Annotated in this window: 14 protein-coding genes and 1 pseudogene; 9 read left to right on the top strand and 6 right to left on the bottom strand. The window is 62.0% G+C overall.

The features are described from left to right. Window positions 1-32: 32 nt before the first annotated feature. Window positions 33-716: an HAD family hydrolase gene (locus tag PZL22_RS10540; RefSeq protein WP_010969520.1), complete on the bottom strand. Its 684-nt coding sequence runs from the start codon at window positions 714-716 to the stop codon at window positions 33-35. A 219-nt stretch (window positions 717-935) separates the two neighbouring features. Between PZL22_RS10540 and rpiA the strand changes: the two genes are divergently transcribed. The 5 genes from rpiA (at window position 936) to PZL22_RS10515 (ending at window position 6,015) form a co-directional block, all read left to right on the top strand. After that, on the top strand, window positions 936-1,631 hold the full coding sequence (rpiA, locus tag PZL22_RS10535; RefSeq protein WP_003535076.1) for a ribose-5-phosphate isomerase RpiA: 696 nt from the start codon (window positions 936-938) through the stop codon (window positions 1,629-1,631). Window positions 1,632-1,739: 108 nt separating this feature from the next. Then, entirely contained in the window at window positions 1,740-2,282 is a 543-nt protein-coding gene (locus PZL22_RS10530) for a DUF2059 domain-containing protein (RefSeq protein ID WP_003535074.1), read from the top strand. A gap of 204 nt (window positions 2,283-2,486) precedes the next feature. Further along, window positions 2,487-3,878 carry a glutathione-disulfide reductase gene (gene gor / locus PZL22_RS10525; RefSeq protein WP_003535072.1) on the top strand — a complete coding sequence of 464 codons (1,392 nt, stop codon included), beginning with the start codon at window positions 2,487-2,489 and terminating at the stop codon, window positions 3,876-3,878. Window positions 3,879-4,110: 232 nt separating this feature from the next. Continuing rightward, window positions 4,111-5,484: a class II 3-deoxy-7-phosphoheptulonate synthase gene (locus tag PZL22_RS10520; RefSeq protein ID WP_003535070.1), complete on the top strand. Its 1,374-nt coding sequence runs from the start codon at window positions 4,111-4,113 to the stop codon at window positions 5,482-5,484. Window positions 5,485-5,619: 135 nt separating this feature from the next. Continuing rightward, window positions 5,620-6,015, top strand: a complete 396-nt coding sequence (locus PZL22_RS10515) for a GFA family protein (RefSeq protein ID WP_003535067.1) — start codon at window positions 5,620-5,622, stop codon at window positions 6,013-6,015. Between the two features lie 21 nt (window positions 6,016-6,036). On the opposite strand, the gene PZL22_RS10510 is transcribed toward PZL22_RS10515, so the two are convergent. The 4 genes from PZL22_RS10510 to PZL22_RS10495 all read right to left on the bottom strand — a co-directional run bounded on the left by PZL22_RS10510 (window position 6,037) and on the right by PZL22_RS10495 (window position 12,036). Then, window positions 6,037-6,975, bottom strand: coding sequence for a hypothetical protein (locus tag PZL22_RS10510; protein ID WP_015007651.1), 939 nt, complete (start codon window positions 6,973-6,975; stop codon window positions 6,037-6,039). A 105-nt stretch (window positions 6,976-7,080) separates the two neighbouring features. Continuing rightward, on the bottom strand, window positions 7,081-8,814 hold the full coding sequence (locus PZL22_RS10505; protein WP_284718642.1) for a TadG family pilus assembly protein: 1,734 nt from the start codon (window positions 8,812-8,814) through the stop codon (window positions 7,081-7,083). Between the two features lies 1 nt (window position 8,815). Then, a complete protein-coding gene (locus tag PZL22_RS10500; RefSeq protein ID WP_003535062.1) occupies window positions 8,816-9,238 on the bottom strand; it encodes a TadE/TadG family type IV pilus assembly protein in 423 nt (140 codons plus the stop codon). 878 nt (window positions 9,239-10,116) lie between these two features. Continuing rightward, window positions 10,117-12,036 (bottom strand): LTA synthase family protein, encoded by a 1,920-nt coding sequence (locus PZL22_RS10495; RefSeq protein WP_003534093.1) that lies wholly within the window; start codon window positions 12,034-12,036, stop codon window positions 10,117-10,119. Window positions 12,037-12,304: 268 nt separating this feature from the next. Here PZL22_RS10495 and PZL22_RS10490 point away from each other — a divergent pair, with 268 nt between their 5' ends. Beyond that, window positions 12,305-13,987, top strand: coding sequence for an NAD+ synthase (locus PZL22_RS10490; protein ID WP_284718641.1), 1,683 nt, complete (start codon window positions 12,305-12,307; stop codon window positions 13,985-13,987). A 2-nt stretch (window positions 13,988-13,989) separates the two neighbouring features. After that, a complete protein-coding gene (locus PZL22_RS10485) occupies window positions 13,990-14,817 on the top strand; it encodes a TolB family protein (RefSeq protein ID WP_003534098.1) in 828 nt (275 codons plus the stop codon). Window positions 14,818-14,827: 10 nt separating this feature from the next. On the opposite strand, the pseudogene PZL22_RS10480 reads toward PZL22_RS10485, so the two are convergent. Continuing rightward, a pseudogene (locus PZL22_RS10480) lies at window positions 14,828-15,849 on the bottom strand (LacI family DNA-binding transcriptional regulator). Window positions 15,850-15,946: 97 nt separating this feature from the next. Here PZL22_RS10480 and PZL22_RS10475 point away from each other — a divergent pair. Both PZL22_RS10475 and PZL22_RS10470 read left to right on the top strand, forming a co-directional pair. Then, window positions 15,947-17,140, top strand: a complete 1,194-nt coding sequence (locus tag PZL22_RS10475; RefSeq protein WP_003534100.1) for a phytanoyl-CoA dioxygenase family protein — start codon at window positions 15,947-15,949, stop codon at window positions 17,138-17,140. 371 nt (window positions 17,141-17,511) lie between these two features. Then, a complete protein-coding gene (locus tag PZL22_RS10470; RefSeq protein WP_003534101.1) occupies window positions 17,512-18,333 on the top strand; it encodes an SDR family oxidoreductase in 822 nt (273 codons plus the stop codon). The last annotated feature ends 35 nt before the right edge of the window (window positions 18,334-18,368 follow it).

The following is an 18,368-nucleotide window of genomic DNA, read 5'->3' as shown; positions in this document are numbered from 1 at the left end:
GGAGGTGGGCCGCGTTACACGAGCGGCCCCTTTCACTTCGGCTTGCGGGAGAGCACAGTCTCGACCAGATCCGGTGTCAATTCGTCGAAGTGCCCGATGATACGATCGGGCAGCAGGCTTTCGATCGGCACGTCCGAATAGCCGAAGGGCACGACGATCGACGGAACAGAGGCATTTCGGGCGACGAGAACGTCGTTGAGACTGTCGCCGACCATGACCGCCCGTTCGGCCATCCCCCCGGCATTCGAGACCGTCGACAGCAGGTGGTCGGCATGCGGTTTGCGGACGGTGAAGGTATCGCCACCGGAGATCGCCGCAAAGCGGCCAAGTAGTCCCAACCCTTCCAAAAGACGCTTTGCCAGCATTTCCGGCTTGTTGGTGCAGACTGCGAGTTTCAGCCCCGCATCCTGCAGGCGATCGAGCGCTTCGATCAGCCCCGGATAGGGAAGGGATTCACCCGGCATCGATCCGTGATAAAAATCGACGAACTCTTTCATCTGCCAGGTCAGTTCTTCTTCGGCGATCGTTCTGCCGCGAAGCGCGAAAGTCCTCTCGATCATGGCCCGTGCGCCGTGGCCGACCAGATGCGTGAGATCCGCATAGGTCACCGGCTCGATACCGGCTTGCGTCACCGCATGGTTCAAGCTGGCGACAAGATCGGGCGCTGTGTCGACGAGCGTACCGTCGAGATCGAAGACGACTAGGGGCAGGGACACCGGCAACCTCGTTCTGCAAAACCTTGTCCGTCCGGGTAGGCGAAGTCGGCGCGGAATGCAATGGCGACCTAGGTCGTAGCGCTGCCGGAATCCGGTTCCGGCCGTGCATTTTGACTTTTGTTTGCCGCGGCGGGCGTGTAAGTGTCTCAGCGGAATTGGAGGGTGGCGGCCGAGGGCGACGCCCCCGCCTGACGTGGATCGAGAGGGAGCGAGTGGCGCATGGACGCCCGCCAGATGAAGATCAAGGCCGCCGAAGCGGCACTTGAACATGTCGAAAGCGGCATGCGGCTTGGAATAGGCACAGGCTCGACGGCTGAAGAATTCGTCCGATTGCTGGCCGAGAAAGTGGCATCCGGCTTTCAGATCTCCGGCGTTCCGACGTCCGAGCGGACTGCGCGCCTCTGCCTCGAGCTCGGTGTGCCGCTAAAGTCGCTCGACGAACTGCCGGAACTGGACCTGACGATCGACGGGGCCGACGAGGTCGACGGAAAGCTGCGCCTGATCAAGGGCGGCGGCGGTGCGTTGCTGCGCGAGAAGATCGTTGCGAGCGCCTCGACGCGGATGATCGTCATTGCCGACGAATCGAAGGTCGTGGACGTGCTGGGCGCTTTCAAGCTGCCGATCGAGATCAATCCTTTCGGCCAGGTCGCCACGAGGCTCGCGATCGAGAAGACCGCTTCGCGGCTGGGTCTGGCAGGGGAAATCGTCGTACGATCCTCCGGCGATGGAGTCTTCATGACCGATGGCGGACACCTCATTCTCGATGCATCTTTTGGCCGTATTCCTGATGCAGATGCGCTCGCGGTGGAGCTGAACGCCATCCCGGGGGTCGTTGAGCACGGGCTTTTCATAGATGTGGCGTCGATGGCGATCATTGCCGGTCCTGAGGGAGCGCGCACGCTTACGGCGTCTTGAGCTTCGGCTGAGTGGCGCGGGGCGTATCGAGAGACAGATTTTGCACAGGTCAGCCAGGCGGCGGCTATCGGCCGGGCGGCACGTGCCAACACAGGAGCATGGATAAATATGAACAAATTCGCAGGTCTTGCCCGCACTTTCGCTACTGCTGCGATCCTCGTTTCGGTTTCGGTTCCGGCGGTACGGGCACAGGACGTGACGGAAGATCAGATCAAGGCTGCGCGTGCGACGATCGCGGCGCTCGGCGTGACCAACAGCTTCGACAACATTCTGCCGAACCTCGCCGAACGCCTGAAGAACACGCTCATTCAGGCGTCGCCGAACCATCAGGAACTGATCACCGCGACCGTGGACGAGAAGGCGCTCAGCCTCGCCGGGCGGCGTTCGGATCTGGAGCGCGAAGCCGCGACCATCTACGCGAAGACCTTTACCGTCGAAGAGCTGAACGCCATCGCCGACTTCTACAACTCGACCGCGGGCAAGAAGCTTTTGAACGACGGCCCGATCGCCTCGCGTGAGATGCTGAAGGCTGCCGACATCTGGGCGGCAGGCGTTTCGCGCGACCTGACCAGCGAAGCGACGAAGTCGCTCGATGAGAAGATAGGCAATGCGCCGGCGGCAAATGCAGGCGCTGCGGCGCCCGCCCAATAAGCCCTCGGGCGAACCGGCGGTCTGGCCACCCGAAGCTGACCGCACGAGGTCGGCCGCAAGACAGGAGCCCGGAGTGATCCGGGCTTTTCTTTTTTTGCGTCGCAATACTATATCAGGGGCGAAAGGCGACTCCGTTCGCGCTTTCCAGCCCGACGTCTTCCGGCCGACGGCGTATTCGACATTTCATTTCCTGCAGGAGTTCCCATGAGCGCTTTCGACTATGACCTCTTCGTGATCGGCGGCGGTTCGGGCGGTGTGAGAAGCGGGCGGCTGGCTGCGGCGCTCGGCAAGAAAGTGGCGATCGCCGAGGAGTTCCGGTATGGCGGGACGTGCGTCATTCGCGGCTGTGTACCGAAGAAGCTCTATGTTTATGCCTCGCAGTTTGCGGAACATTTCGAAGATGCGGCGGGCTTCGGCTGGACCGTCGGCGAGAGCCGTTTCGATTGGGACAAGCTCGTTGCCGCGAAGGAACAGGAAATCGCCCGGCTGGAGGGTCTTTACCGTAAGGGCCTGGCGAATGCCGGCGCCGAGATCCTGGATACGCGCGCCGAGCTCGCCGGTCCGAACACGGTGAAGCTGCTTGCCAGCGGCAAGACCGTCACGGCGGAGCGCATCGTTATCGCGGTCGGCGGACATCCGAGCCCGCATGACGCGCTGCCGGGCCACGAACTGTGCATCACCTCCAACGAAGCCTTCGATCTTCCGGCGCTGCCGGAATCGATCCTCATTGCCGGCGGCGGCTACATCGCCGTGGAATTCGCCAATATCTTCCACGGGCTGGGCGTGAAAACGACGCTGATCTATCGCGGAAAGGAAATTCTATCCCGCTTCGATCAGGACATGCGGCGCGGCCTGCACGCAGCCATGGAGGAAAAGGGAATCCGCATCCTCTGCGAGGACATCATCCAGTCGGTGTCGGCGGATGCGGACGGACGGCGTGTGGCGACGACGATGAAACATGGTGAGATCGTCGCCGACCAGGTGATGCTGGCGCTCGGGCGCATGCCGAACACAAATGGTCTCGGGCTTGAGGCCGCCGGCGTCAGGACCAATGAGCTCGGCGCAATCATCGTCGACGCTTTTTCGCGCACCAGCACGCCGGGGATCTACGCGCTCGGCGATGTGACCGATCGCGTGCAGCTAACCCCCGTGGCGATCCACGAGGCCATGTGCTTCATCGAGACGGAATACAAGAACAATCCGACTTCGCCGGACCACGACCTGATCGCGACCGCCGTGTTCTCGCAGCCCGAGATCGGCACGGTCGGGATCACGGAAGAGGAAGCGGCCCGGAAATTCCAGGAGATCGAGGTCTATCGCGCCGAGTTCCGGCCGATGAAAGCGACGCTCTCCGGCCGTAAGGAAAAGACGATCATGAAGCTCGTCGTCAATGCCGCTGACCGCAAGGTCGTCGGGGCGCATATTCTCGGCCATGATGCCGGCGAGATGGCGCAGCTGTTGGGGATTTCGCTGAAGGCCGGCTGCACGAAGGACGATTTCGACCGGACGATGGCGGTTCACCCGACGGCGGCGGAGGAGCTCGTCACGATGTATCAGCCGAGCTACCGCGTGAGGAACGGAGAGAGGGTCGGCTGAGCCTCTCCCGTCGGCGTCGTGGCGGTCCACGTTTTCTGGTAGGATGGCTTTCCAAGCCCCCTGTTAACGTTTATAAGCCCGCATCCGCGAAAGTAGTCCGCCCGGGCGTTGTGGCAGATCGCAGGTATCGGCAGGGCTGCCGACGCGGGCGCATGCAAATCCGGATGCCGGGCGGCGTGACGGCCGCAGGGCGCGACGCGGGTCGATCCGCGTCAGACAACAGGTGATGGAAATGGCACAGACTTGGACTCCGAACAGCTGGCGGCAAAAACCCATTCAGCAGGTGCCGGACTATCCGGACCTCGCAGTGCTCGATAGCGTGGAAGCGCGTCTTGCCAAGTATCCGCCACTTGTCTTCGCCGGAGAGGCGCGCCGTCTCAAGAGCGCGCTTGCCAACGTTGCCGAGGGGCGCGGCTTCCTGTTGCAAGGGGGCGACTGCGCCGAGAGCTTCGCCGAGCATGGCGCCGATACGATCCGAGATTTCTTCCGCGCCTTCCTGCAGATGGCCGTCGTCCTGACCTTCGGTGCGCAGCAGCCGGTCGTCAAGGTGGGCCGCATTGCCGGCCAGTTCGCCAAGCCGCGCTCGTCGGGCGTCGAGAAGCAGGGCGATGTGACGCTGCCGAGCTACCGCGGCGACATCATCAACGGCATAGAGTTCACGGAGGAGGCACGCGTGCCCAATCCGGAACGTCAGGTCATGGCCTATCGCCAGTCCGCGGCCACGCTCAACCTGCTGCGCGCCTTTGCCATGGGCGGTTACGCCAATCTCGAGAACGTCCATCAGTGGATGCTCGGTTTCGTCAAGGACAGCCCTCAGGCAGAGCGCTACCGCAAGCTCGCCGACCGCATATCCGAGACGATGGATTTCATGAAGGCGATCGGCATCACCGCTGAAAACCATCCGAGCCTGCGTGAAACGGATTTCTTCACCAGCCACGAAGCTCTGCTGCTCGGTTACGAGCAGGCGCTCACGCGCGTCGATTCGACCTCGGGCGACTGGTACGCGACGTCCGGCCACATGATCTGGATCGGCGACCGTACGCGCCAGCCCGATCACGCGCATATCGAATATTGCCGCGGCATCAAGAATCCGCTTGGCCTGAAGTGCGGCCCGTCGCTGACGGCGGACGGCCTTCTCGAACTGATCGACATCCTCAATCCCGCCAACGAGGCGGGACGTCTCACGCTGATCTGCCGCTTCGGGCACGACAAGGTCGCCGAGCATCTGCCGCGCCTCATCCGAGCCGTCGAACGGGAGGGCAAGAAGGTGGTGTGGTCCTGCGATCCGATGCATGGCAACACGATCACGCTCAACAATTACAAGACCCGGCCGTTCGAGCGGATTCTGTCCGAAGTCGAAAGCTTCTTCCAGATTCATCGCGCCGAAGGTTCGCACCCGGGCGGCATCCATATCGAGATGACCGGCAACGACGTCACGGAGTGCACCGGCGGCGCGCGTGCGCTTTCAGGCGACGACCTTGCCGATCGCTACCACACCCATTGCGATCCGCGCCTCAATGCCGACCAGGCGCTTGAGCTGGCCTTCCTGCTCGCCGAGCGGATGAAGGGCGGTCGCGACGAGAAGAAGATGGTCGTCAACGGCTGATCCAATCGATAAAGCCATCAGTTCAATATTTCTGAACCTGCGGCGCATTCTCTGAATTTGACTTTGGCCGGGCCAGCTTGAAAGCTTGTCCGGCCTTTATGTGTTGAAGTGCATAGGTTCGAAGGGGGGCAGACGATGGAGATAAATGAGGGCGGTTGCCTTTGCGGCGCTGTTCGTTTCAAGACGCGCGGAAAGCTTCGCGAACTGATCTTCTGCCATTGCTCTCAATGCCGAAAGCAAACCGGGCTCTACTACGCGGCCACCAATGTGCTCGACCGTGAAATGGAAGTGGAAGGCGTCGAGAACGTGACCTGGTACCGTTCCAGCGATGAGGCGCGACGTGGATTCTGCCGGCATTGCGGATCGGCCCTGTTCTGGAAGGCGGATGGACTGGACTACACGTCCATTCTCGCCGGTACATTCGACGGGTCGGTGGCGCTCGAGCCCGGCTATCACATCTTTTGCGCGGACAAGGGGCACTATTACGATATCAGCGACGACCTGCCGCGCTTTGCAGGATCGCGGCCGTAGCGGGCAGAGAATGCTCGGCAGTCAAGCAGCCCAATCGGAGGCTTGATCATAGGCACTGGCCAACGCCTCGATCTTGACCGCCTGCCAGGAGACATATTCCTCGATCAGCCGTGCGCTCAGCCAGAACCGTCCGCGTCGTCCATCCTCGGATTTTCCAAGGAACCCGGCTGCGTCGGCTCTGGCGAATATCCGGCGGACATGGGTATTCGATATCAGGTAGTGCTCGGCCAGTTTCGCCAGGCTGACCTCGACCCATACCTTGCCGTCCATTGGCGCGAATTCGGAGACGCGCGTCATGAGATCGTCGAGGATCACACCGCCCGATTCGGACCAGACAAAGATGGCGACACCCTTCGGCGGCGTCGTCCATCTGCTGTCGGAGAGGAGGCGCCGTGCCGCGAGCGGCTGGGCGCGCTCGAAAATCGATTTGTCCGCTTCGACGCGTTCGATCCTGGTGCCGCCGTCAAGGAGATCGATCGTGCTCATCTGACTTTTGAACCAGAGTCGCATCGCGGTTTCGCTGACCTCGGTCGGCTCGAGGGGACGCGCTCTCTTGGTACGTCCGCCGGATGCCGGCTGAAGCATCTTGTAAGCGACCAGTTCCGCGAGGAAAGCGGCGGCCGTGTTGCGGCTGGCGCCCCCGGTATCGCGCATGAATTTGAGCAACCGTGCGGCGGTGATGCCCGATTCCGGGTTGTTGACGTCCCGTTCGAGATGGAGCGAATAGGCCGCTTGCGTCAGCATCCACTTCTGGTGTGACGCCACCAGGCGCGCCACGCGCGGAAAGAGGTCATTGAGGGCGATCAGCGTTCGCGCGCCTGCCTGCAATATCTGCGGGAAATTAGGATTTCGCACCAAGTCGCCAACCGTCAAGCCGGTTGGCACCTGCTGCTCAGAGCTGCCCTTCTCCGCGACCCGCTGCATCTGCTGCGCGTGCCCCCACTCCTGCGCTGGGGGCACTGCATGGTCCCTTCGCCCCACATTTACCATTCACGCGTTATGCTCAATGCGCAAGGCCTGCGTTTTGTTTCACACGAAATTGAAATCTGCACGTGTGCGAGCGCTTTACTGAACAAGAACGGGCCGTTGGCATTTGACGCCGGTGACGCGCACGTCGGCCTCGCCGACGCGCACGCCGACCAGGAGCAGGAGATTGTAGAGCAATTGATCGACGGGTGCGGTCACGGCGCCGAGTGTTTGCGCCAGAGCCTGCTGCAACAAAGTCGGGCTTCCGATCGAGAGGAGACCGCCCACATTGATCTGCGCGTCGAGATTGCCGAGCAGGGTCTTGGTCGTCGATGAGAGGATATCCCTGGTCGAGACGCTCTTGATCGTCCGCGAGGAAACCTCGGCAGGGCTGAATGCCAGGCGAGAGGGTTGCAGGTTCTTGGACTCGACATGGGCGATGCCGTCGATCTTGATGAGACCGTCGAGGAGCCGCGCCCGCGTCACCCGGGCATCGGACGAAAAGCTCGACAGGACGGTGGGATCGACATCGCCGAGGGCGATCTCCGCCACGCCCGGGACCGCATCTATGATCACCGCCGCATTCTCCGGCGTTCCGCCGTAGCAGCGGATATCCGAGAGCTTTGCTTCCGCATGGGCGAGTTCGACATAGATCGGCAGCCGTATGCGGGTCCCGGCGAGAGCCGCGAGACCGTCGATGACGACTTCGACAGCGAGGCGCGTTTGTGCCGTTCTTACGGCCGCGCCGGGTGAACCCAGGCGATGGCTCGGCGTTTCCACGGGCGGTTCGCCGATCGCGAGCCTGACCTTTACCGAGGCGATGCCCGGCAAGCCTGCAACGGCGTCGCGTGCGATCTGATGCTCGCCGTTGGCGATCACCGCAGCGGCGGAGACGATCTGCAATGCACTGACTTTCATCGCCCAGTCCGAGCCCGCATCGACGCCGAGGCTCTTCTTCGGGTCGATGTTGAGGATCTGCGCCAGAGTGAGTGTCTGCTTGTTTCCGACTGTCGCGAGTTCGACGGCCTTGAGCGCTGAAGTCACCGTTCCGGAGAGGCCCTGCACAAGCCGAAGCGACCCGAGCAATTGCGGCATCGTCAGCTCCGCCGTCAGCACGTCTTCGTAGGAAGCGGCCGTGAGACTGAGGCGGGTGGCGATGATCTTGAGGAATGGCTGGATATCGATGTCGGCGTCGATCAATGCCTCGTAATCCATGACCTTCAGCGCAATATTGGTGCCGAGCATCTGGCCGAGGATCGCGTTCAAGAGACCGCCGTTGAGGCTGGCAAGGCGGGAGCCGACGGAGAAGGCAGCGATCTTTGAACTCGCCGCGGTACCGATGACGCTCAAATCCGGCGGCTCGCTGAACAGCGCCGCGAGATAGATGTCGCCCTTCTTCTCGAGCGTAACCTGGACGGCGTCGGCGGGCAGGGCCCCCCTGATGAACCTTTGGCCGGCATCGATCGCCGGGTCGGGGACGTAGCGCCCGCGCACGATCGTCGCCACCCCCTTGGCGGCGGTTTCGACGTCGTTCGGCAGCAGCTTGCCGTCAACCGTCATCAGCCCCGAGGGAGTCGAGACGGCGAAGCCGAGATCGTTGCTCCGGAAGTGGGCGAGGACGGCCTCTTCGGCGGAGCTTACATCGGCGGCCGCCGCAATGGAGGCGAGGTCCGCGACAGACTGCAGCTCGCGCCGCTGAAGGGTAAGATAGCCGTAATCGATGCCGAGCCCCATCGACGCGACCACCAGCGGCATGACGAGCGCCGCCGAGACCCCAATATTGCCGGTGCGGGACTTCAGGCATCGGCGGAAGGCGGTTGTCGCTCCATGCATCTCAGATACCTCCCACGCGTATCGTCGCGTAACGCTCGATCTGCTCGCCCGGCAGGGCAAAGGTGAAAAGCTTCCAGATCGGAAGATCGCTTGCGTCGTAGGAAATGGTGACGGTGAACTGGTTGGTATTGTTGGCGTCATCGCGGACGGTGACGTTCATGCGGGAGGAGTCGATGAAGGTCTGGTTCATCGTCGTGCGCCGGATGTAATCGGTGGCAAGGCGCTCCCGTTCTTCCTGCGAAAGGCCCGCAATCGCAGTCCGCGCCGCATCCGCGGCGACCTGCTGGATGGAATGTGCGGCGCTCAGATAGATCCCGTAGGCTATCAGCGTCAGCACGCACATGAAGAAAAGCGGCGCAATGATCGCGAATTCAATGGCGGCAGCACCCTTCCGACTGGCGAGCAGGCGGTTGAAAACGGACATGCAGCATCTCCGAGTATTCTGTATTTGTTTCCAATTGTCCCTGCAGCTTCAGGGTGCGCCACAATCGTTAATTTTCTTATACTTTTTCAACCCATTGTTTTTGCTTGTGGAATATCGCTTTTTAGGAAATCTTTATCCGCGTTTTAATTGATTCACAGGGCGTCTTGCCACATTTCATGTGGTTGAAAGCAGTCGCCGCAAGGACTTGGCCTGGCTGGATTCCTGTGACGAGCACAGGAATGAGGGAGGCAGGGAAGCAAGGCCTGTGAGAAGTATTCCGAAGGACCGTACCCTCTCTACCTCATCCCTGTGCTCGTCACAGGGATCCAGCAGCGCCGCGTCTGCGGCGCGGGAGAGTCTTTTCAGCCCAAGGACTTGGTCTGGCTGGATTCCTGTGACAAGCACAGGAATGAGGGAGGCGGGGATGCACGGCCTGTGAGAAGTATTCCGAAGGACCGCACCCTCTCTACCTCATCCCTGTGCTCGTCACAGGGATCCAGCGGCGCCGCGTCTGCGGCGCGGAAGAGTCTTTCCGCCCAATGACTTGGTCTGGCTGGATCCCTGTGACGAGCACAGGAATGAAGGAGGCGGAGATGCACGGCCTATGAGAAGTATTCCGAAGGACCGTACCCTCTCTACCTCATCCCTGTGCTCGTCACAGGGATCCAGCAGCGCCGCGTCTGCGGCGCGGAAGAGTCTTTCCGCCCATTGACTTGGTCCGGCTGGATTCCTGTGACAGGCACAGGAATGAGGGGGCGGCGGAGATGCACGGCCAATGAGAAGTATTCCGACGGACCGCACCCGCTCCACCGTCATCCGGTGCTCGTCACAGGTATCCAGCGCGGAGCGCTTGTGCTTCACCCTCCGACCGAGTCCGTTCACAAACCGGCGCTGTAAAGCTCGGCATGGGACTTGAAGAAGCGCTCGGTGCTGTAGCGCTTGCCGAACATCATGTCGTGCTGCAGGAAGCGGTAGTCACGCAGCGATGCGGGGACCTTCGGCTGGCGCAGCCAGTCGGCGACGTCCTTGCCGTTCTTGCGGATCAGCATGTAACGGTCGAGGACGCGGTAGTGGTCGTAGACCTTGCCCAGGAACCCCGTGTAGTAGGGATGCTCGTAGCCGGCCTGTTTCAGGATCTGGTAGGAAAGGAAGGCCGGGCTGATCGTGCCGATGTTCTTCTTCGGACCCGTCTTATTCGACCAGACGACGAGCGGCGTTTCATGTTCGGCCTTCATCTGATCCTTCGGTCCCTTGCGCTCCGCCGTAATGCCCTTCATGTAACCGGTGCTGGAATAGACCGTGTTCAGCGGCGGCAGGTGGTCGCCGAAGAGAACGATGATCGTCTCCCGGTCGCGTTCTTTCGCCCAGTCCATCAGCATCTTGAGGCTGTCGTCGGCCTCCTTCACGCCTTGCGCATAGGTGGCGAGCACCTGGCGATCGGCTTCGGGAAGGTCGCCCTCGACCTTGATCGTATTCTTCGCATAGCGGTTGGCCTCATACGGACCATGGCCCTGCAGGGTCACCGCGAAAAAGAAGAAGGGGTCCTCCACTTCGTCCGCCTGGCGGATGATTTCCTTCGTCAGGGACTCGTCCGACGCGAAGATGCCGCGCTTCTGCATGGCCGGCATGTTCTCTTCCGACCGGAACATGTCGAAACCGAAGGCCTTGTAGACGGCTGTGCGGTTCCAGAACCACCCCTGGAAAGGGTGAATGGCGCGCGAAACATAACCCTCGCCGCGGAAGAACGTGGCGAGCGAGGGAATCGGATTGCGGATATATTGCTGGTAGGGGATGCTGCCATAGGGCAGGAACGCGTTGGAAAAACCGGTCAGCGCTTCGAATTCGACATTGGCGGTCATGCCGCCGAACTCCGGAGAAAAGACGTTGCCGCCCTGCAGTTCACGGATGGTCGGCATGGGATCGGGCGTCAGCTTCACCTTGGGAAGGCGGGTCGGATCCCAAAAGGATTCGCTCATCAGCACGATCACGTCCGGTTTGCCGCGATGGGTCGTGCCGGCGGGAAGCGGCTTTACCGGAATCCGGTCGATCGCGTCCGCCATATAGCCGGCCGGCGCGTTTACATTGGCCATCGGGAGGTTGATGGCAAAGGCAAGCGCGAAGCCGTTATGGCGGTAGTTCTCGGTCTGATCCCACATGATCGGGATGACCCGAAGCCGGTCACGGATCCACGAGAACTGGTTGTAGTCCATGATGTTCCAGAATGCGACCAACAGCGGCAGGGCGAATGCGATCCGCATCAGCCGCTCCCGACGTGTCAACTTGGGAAAGTTCTGCCAGGCGAACCGCAACAGGAGAGCGCCAACGACGATGGCCGCGATCAACCCGGCGACGACGCCGACCGCGGTCCACGGCCTGTCCTTCACGAGTACCGGCATCAGTTCCATGATCTGCCGGCCGAAAAGAAAATCGGTCGGATAGAGCGGATCGGACAGGAAGACCTGCTTCTGCTGACTGATGAATGCCGGCACGACGGCGAGCGGCGCGATGAGCAGCGCGGCCTTGTGTTCGCGACCGAACAGGGCATCGACGCCAAGCATGGCGAGGAAGAACACGGCGACCGTGGTCCAGGCCGGGCGCATGGGATCGGCGAAATAGGCGACGGTGTCGGGCCAGGACCAGCGCACGATCACTTCGACGGTGAAGACGAGCGCTATCGCAATGAGAAGCGTGAAGAGCGCACTGCGGGCGCCCGACAGGGTTCTCGTGTATCTTGCGGAAGAGCTTTCCCCGTCGGCGTAGACTTGAGAGCTGCTCACGGCGGAATCGATACGGGCCAACGGGCGTCTCCAGTTTCACAAATATTTCACTCCACCGTCATACGACTGTCATCTTGAACAGGGGATGAATGGCGGAAACGGCGCCGCCGCCGCCTGGTTCCTGTGGCCGCGCAAGAATTTCTGCACTGCTCGTAACGGTCCGAAAACACGGAGCTTTTCGGATTTTTTCCGCCGGATCTCGATTGAGTGTGGGTTTTTTCCCCCCGGATGCGGTAAGAACAACGCGAACGAAACATGCATTCGCTGACGAGAGACGACGGGCCCGCTCATGACTGCACAGAAAGCCGCTCCCTCAACGCTACGGATCGCCGTGGCACAGCTCAATCCGACGGTCGGAGACATTGCCGGCAACGTTGCAAAGGCACGCGAGGCACGGACGGCGGCGGCGCGCGAAGGCGCCGATCTGCTGCTTCTGACCGAACTCTTCATCTCCGGCTATCCGCCGGAGGACCTCGTCTTGAAGCCCGCTTTCCTGAAGGCCTGCGAACAGGCGGTGGAGAAGCTTGCGGCGGAGACGGCAGATGGCGGGCCGGGCGTCGTCATCGGCTTTCCGCGGCAGGCCGCCGGCCTCCGGCACAATTCCGTTGCGGTTCTCGACGGTGGCAGGGTCATCGCCATCCGCGACAAGGTCGACCTGCCGAACTACGGCGAATTTGACGAAAAGCGCGTCTTCGATGCGGGTGAGATGCCGGGCCCGGTGAATTTTCGCGGCGTGCGGATCGGCATACCGGTATGCGAGGACATATGGGGCGATCTCGGCGTCTGCGAGACCCTCGCGGAGAGTGGCGCCGAAATCCTCCTGTCGCCGAACGGCTCGCCCTACTATCGCGGCAAGGTCGACGTGCGCCATCAGGTGGTGCTGCGGCAGGTGATCGAGACCGGCCTCCCGATGATCTACGCCAACCAGCTCGGCGGTCAGGACGAGCTGGTTTTCGACGGCGCGAGTTTCGCCTTCAACGCGGACAAGTCGCTGGCATTCCAGATGAGCCAGTTCGACGAGGCGGTCGCCGTCTCCGAATGGAAAAGGGGCGCGGGCGGCTGGATCTCGGCCAACGGGCTCAAGTCGCGCATACCGGAAGGCGAAGAGGCGGATTACCGCGCCTGCATGCTGGGCTTTCGTGATTACGTCAACAAGAACGGTTTCAGGAACGTCGTTCTTGGCCTGTCCGGCGGCATCGATTCGGCGATCTGCACGGCGCTTGCGGTGGATGCGTTGGGCGAGGAGCGGGTTCGCACGGTCATGCTGCCCTACCGCTACACCTCGCGCGAATCGTTGCGGGATGCCGAGGCATGCGCCAAGGCGCTCGGCTGCCGCTACGACATCGTAGCGATCGAAGAACCGGTCGAGGGCTTCCTCAGCGCGCTCGCCGACACGTTCGAGGGAACCGAAGCGGGCATTACCGAGGAAAACCTGCAGAGCCGCACGCGCGGGACGATCCTGATGGCGATCTCCAACAAGTTCGGCTCCATGGTGGTGACGACGGGCAACAAATCCGAAATGTCGGTCGGTTACGCCACGCTTTACGGCGACATGAACGGCGGTTTCAATCCGATCAAGGATCTCTACAAGATGCAGGTTTACGCGCTGGCACGCTGGCGAAACGGCACCGTTCCGCCGGGAGCGCTAGGCCCGTCAGGCGAAGTCATTCCGCAGAACATCATCGACAAGGCGCCGTCGGCCGAACTCCGCCCCGACCAGACGGATCAGGATTCGCTGCCGCCCTATCCCGTGCTCGACGACATTCTCGAATGCCTGGTCGAGAAGGAGATGAGCACGGAGGAGATCGTCGCCCGCGGACATGAGGAGGCAACCGTTCACCGGATCGAGCACTTGCTCTACATCGCTGAATACAAGCGCCGCCAGTCGGCGCCGGGCGTGAAGATCACCAGGAAGAATTTCGGCCGCGACCGGCGTTATCCCATCACCAACCGCTTCCGCGACAGGGGGTAATCATGCGCAGTTCGGTGGAGATCTTCGACATTGCGACCGGCGAGACGCGCGTCGTCTGGCAGACGGAGCGGTTGGTCGAGGCACCGAACTGGTCACCCGACGGAAAATTCCTCATCATCAACGGCGACGGCAGGCTTTACCGGCTTGGCTTCGACGGTTCCGATCCCACGGAGATCGACACCGGCTTTGCGCGGCACTGCAACAACGATCACGGAATCTTGCCCGACGGCAGCACGCTCGTGATCAGCGACAAGACGGAATTCGGCAGTTCGGCAATCTATCTCCTGCCGGCAGAGGGCGGCACGCCGCGGCTCGTCACACGCAACCTGCCGTCCTACTGGCACGGCTGGTCGCCCGACGGGCGCATGCTGGCCTATTGCGGGATCCGCGATCAGGTCTTCGACATCTACACGATACCGGTCGATGGCGGGGAGGAACGCCGCCTGACGCAGGGGCAGGGCCGCAATGACGGGCCGGACTGGTCTGCGGACGGGGAGTGGATTTATTTCAATTCGAGCCGTACCGGCCGCATGCAGATCTGGCGGGTTAGGCCGGACGGCAAGGATGTCCAGCGCATCACCGACAGTCCTTATGGCGACTGGTTTCCGCATCCTTCTCCGGACGGCAGACACCTGCTCGTGCTCTCCTATGACGGCGATGTCTTCGACCACCCGCGCGATCTCGACGTGCGTCTCCGCCTGATGGATCCGGACGGCGGCAATGCGCGCGTACTGCTCGAACTCTTCGGCGGGCAGGGGACGGTGAATGTCCCGAACTGGTCGCCCTCGGGCACCGCCTTTGCCTTCGTACGCTACGAACCGGAGGAATAGCCAGCGGGGGTCAGATACGCGGCAGGTTGTAAGGGGTGATTACTTCGACCGCGGAAAGATGCCGCTTTTCGGAGGCGCGCAGTGCGCCCCGGCGCTCCAGGACCGCGTGGAAAGCCATGCGGACGTCCGTTTTCAGGTCGTGGTGAAGAACGAACTGGACCAAGCCCCGACGCAGGAGATCCAGATTGTCCTCATCGAGGTCGTGAGCGACGAAGAGAACGCAGCCGCGCTGCAACTGTCCGAAGGCGTCGAGCACAGCGCGATTGCCTCCGCCGATCGAATAGGCAGCATTGATCTCCGGATGGCTGGTGATTGCCTTAAGGGCAAGAGCGCCTGTCTCCTCGTTCCTGCCATGGCCCTCGCTGATCTCGACCACGCCGATATGCGGATATTTTTCCCGCAGCACGCGGCGAAAACCGATCTCGCGTTCCTCTTCGCCGCGAAAGCGACTGCTCGATATGGTGACCAGCACAGTCGCAGGCCGGTCCGCGAAGCGCTCGCCGATCAGGTAGGCTGCGGTTTCACCGGCGGCGCGGTTGTCAGCCCCGGCATAGGCCGTTCGCGATGAATGCGGCAGATCGGTAACGAGCGTGACGACCGCAACTCCGGCATTTTCGAGCCGCGCCACGGCGGCGGCAATCTCCGGCACGTCGGGCGCCTTGAGGACTACTCCGTCGGTTCCTCGAAGCCGAATACGGTCGAGCAACTGGCTGATGTCCTGCGGCCGCATGGTCTCGGCGAAATGGAAGCGGGACCGGAAACCGTAGGCATGAAGGTCGCGGCTTCGCTTTCGAATGCCTTGCGCACCGCTTCGGTGAAGCGTTCCGGCGCCTCCATCACCACGTCGACGGCATATTTGCGTCCCTGTACCTCAAGGCCCGCCTGCTGTCTCTCGAGTTCACGAATGGCTGCATTGACGCGCATTACCGTTTGCTGACGCACGCCCCGCCGGCCGTTGAGGACGCGATCGACGGTCGCCGTACTGAGTCCCGCCTGGAAGGCGATGTCCTTGACAAGAAACGGATGTGCCACCGGTCCCTCCTGATGGCTTTTTGATGGATTCTTGCTCTATATCAGAAGCAGGCAAGCCGTATAGTCGGATCATCGTCATCCTTGAGGAGGAGAACTGATGAAGACGGACAATCCCGCGCGGGCGCGTCTGGAACGCGTGTGGCTCAATGAGGCGGCCTGCGATATCGAGGAATTTCGTGCGGCGGTCGAGCACCGAGTCAGCCTGGCGGACTATCCGCACGCGGCGGACTGCCAGAAGAACATCCTGATCTATGACAGCGCCCGTCTTGCCGGCGATTGCGCCACGCAGGACGGCAGGCGGTCGGTGCTTGCGGAGATCTGCGAGGCGCTTGCGACGGGACCGGGCGTGGCGGTCTTCAAGCGCGCCTTCACCGATACGCGGGTGATCGACGAAGCAAGCCGCATCTTCGACGAGATCATCGAGGAACAGCACCGCACCAACAGCGGCGGCGGCGATCATTTCGCCAAGCCCGGCGCCAACGACAGAATCTGGAATTCACTCGAAAAGCACTGCCTGAAGAACCCCGAGAATTTCGCGGCCTATTACGGCAACGCCATCATCGCGCTCGTCAGCGAAGCCTGGCTCGGTCCGAACTACCAGATGACGGCGCAGGTCAACCGTGTCAATCCCGGCGGCGCGTCTCAATCGCCGCATCGCGACTATCATCTCGGCTTCCAGACCTCGGCCGTTATAGAGCAGTATCCGGCGCATGTGCACAGGCTCTCGCCGGTCCTGACGCTCCAGGGCGCGGTCGCCCATTGCAACATGCCGGTCGAAAGCGGGCCAACCCTGTTCCTGCCCTATAGCCAGACGTATCTGCCCGGATATCTCGCTTTGAAACGGCCGGAGTTCCGCACCTATTTCGAAGAGAACCACGTGCAATTGCCGCTGGAGAAGGGCGACGTCGTGTTCTTCAACCCGGCGCTTTTCCACGCCGCGGGCAGCAACCGGTCTGCCGGAATCAAGCGTGTGGCCAATCTTCTGCAGGTATCCTCCGCCTTCGGCCGGGCGATGGAAACGGTGGATCGCGAACACATGTGCGCCGTGCTCTTTCCGGCTCTGAAAGTCCTTGCGGCCGGAGGCAAGCTCACGCAGGACGAAATTGCCAATGCGGTTGCCGCGTGCGCCGAGGGGTATTCGTTCCCGACCAATCTCGATCGTGATCCGCCGGTTGGCGGTCTGGCGCCCAGGACGCAGGCACAGCTGATGCACGAAGCGCTCGCCGGCGAATGGAGTGCTGAAGCGTTTGCCGAAGCGCTGGCCGATCAGGCGGCGAAAAAGCTAAGCTAGCCGTCTTGGCTTAAGGCCTTTTGAGATTTTGAGTTTATCACGGCTACTGCGAGATGGATGATGGCGGTGGTGCTCTGGTGGGTTTGTCGGCGCGTAGGGCGGTGCGGACAAGGTTGCCGAGCACGTCGGTCAGCGTGGGGAGGACTGCAATCTCTCCTCCTCATCTCTGTGCTTGTCACAGAGATCCAGCAGCGCCGCGTCTGCGGCGCGGGAGAAGTTCTTTCAGCCCAAGGACTTGGTCTGGCTGGATCCCTGTGACGAGCACAGGGATGAGGAGATCAAACAAGTAGCGGCGGGTATCCCAAATCTCAACAGGCATTAATGCACGCTCACCAAGGCATATTCACCAACATCTCAAAGGGAGGATCAGGATGAGCACGGACCACGCCCGACTGGACGGGAAGATCGCCATCGTGACCGGGGGCACGCAGGGGCTCGGTGCCACGATTGCCGCACTCTTCGCGGAGCGCGGCGCCGCCGGCGTCGTCATTTGCGGGCGCAACGCGGCGAAGGGCGAGGCGAAAGCTGCCGAGATCGCCGCGGCGACGGGTTCGAAGGTCGTCTACGTACCGGCGGATCTCGAGCGGGTGGAGGATGCCCGTGCGGTCGTGGCGGCTTGCGACCGCGCCTTCGGCCGCGTCGATGCGCTGGTCAACGCCGCAGCGATCACCGACAGGGGTACGATCCTCGACACCAGCCCGGAACTCTTCGACCGGATGTTCGCGGTCAATGTGCGGGCGCCATTCTTCCTGATGCAGGAGGTGATAAAGGTGATGCGGCGCGAGAAGACGGAGGGCACGATCGTCAATATCGGCTCCATGTCGGCGAAGGCGGGTCAGCCCTTCATCGCCGCCTATTGTGCGTCGAAGGGGGCACTCGAGACGCTGACCAAGAACACCGCCTATGCCGTCCTTCGCAACCGGATACGGGTCAACGGCCTCAACATCGGCTGGATGGCCTCGGAAGGCGAAGACCGGATCCAGCGCGAATATCACGATGCGCCGGCGAACTGGCTCGAAAAGGCGGCAGCGAGCCAGCCCTTCGGCAGGCTCGTCGACCCGGCCGAGGTCGCGCGTGCCTGCGCCTATCTCTCATCGGCAGAATCCGGCCTCATGACGGGTTCCGTCATCTGCTTCGATCAGTCGATCTGGGGTGCCTATGGCGCCTCGCCTCATCCGGAGGCGCCGCTCTGAAGCTCCCGCTTGCTTGCCTTGCCTTTCGTGGGGAC

Source organism: Ensifer meliloti (assembly GCF_030064585.1).
GTDB lineage: Bacteria > Pseudomonadota > Alphaproteobacteria > Rhizobiales > Rhizobiaceae > Sinorhizobium > Sinorhizobium meliloti.
This window is presented reverse-complemented; position numbering and strand designations above follow the sequence as displayed.

What these genes read in the sequence shown, in the direction of transcription:
- rpiA (WP_003535076.1), top strand. Translation starts at nt 936, where the DNA reads ATGGACGCCCGCCAGATGAAGATCAAGGCCGCCGAAGCGGCACTTGAA.
- PZL22_RS10530 (WP_003535074.1), top strand. Translation starts at nt 1,740, where the DNA reads ATGAACAAATTCGCAGGTCTTGCCCGCACTTTCGCTACTGCTGCGATC.
- gor (WP_003535072.1), top strand. Translation starts at nt 2,487, where the DNA reads ATGAGCGCTTTCGACTATGACCTCTTCGTGATCGGCGGCGGTTCGGGC.
- PZL22_RS10520 (WP_003535070.1), top strand. Translation starts at nt 4,111, where the DNA reads ATGGCACAGACTTGGACTCCGAACAGCTGGCGGCAAAAACCCATTCAG.
- PZL22_RS10515 (WP_003535067.1), top strand. Translation starts at nt 5,620, where the DNA reads ATGGAGATAAATGAGGGCGGTTGCCTTTGCGGCGCTGTTCGTTTCAAG.
- PZL22_RS10505 (WP_284718642.1), bottom strand. Translation starts at nt 8,814, where the DNA reads ATGCATGGAGCGACAACCGCCTTCCGCCGATGCCTGAAGTCCCGCACC.
- PZL22_RS10500 (WP_003535062.1), bottom strand. Translation starts at nt 9,238, where the DNA reads ATGTCCGTTTTCAACCGCCTGCTCGCCAGTCGGAAGGGTGCTGCCGCC.
- PZL22_RS10490 (WP_284718641.1), top strand. Translation starts at nt 12,305, where the DNA reads ATGACTGCACAGAAAGCCGCTCCCTCAACGCTACGGATCGCCGTGGCA.
- PZL22_RS10485 (WP_003534098.1), top strand. Translation starts at nt 13,990, where the DNA reads ATGCGCAGTTCGGTGGAGATCTTCGACATTGCGACCGGCGAGACGCGC.
- PZL22_RS10475 (WP_003534100.1), top strand. Translation starts at nt 15,947, where the DNA reads ATGAAGACGGACAATCCCGCGCGGGCGCGTCTGGAACGCGTGTGGCTC.
- PZL22_RS10470 (WP_003534101.1), top strand. Translation starts at nt 17,512, where the DNA reads ATGAGCACGGACCACGCCCGACTGGACGGGAAGATCGCCATCGTGACC.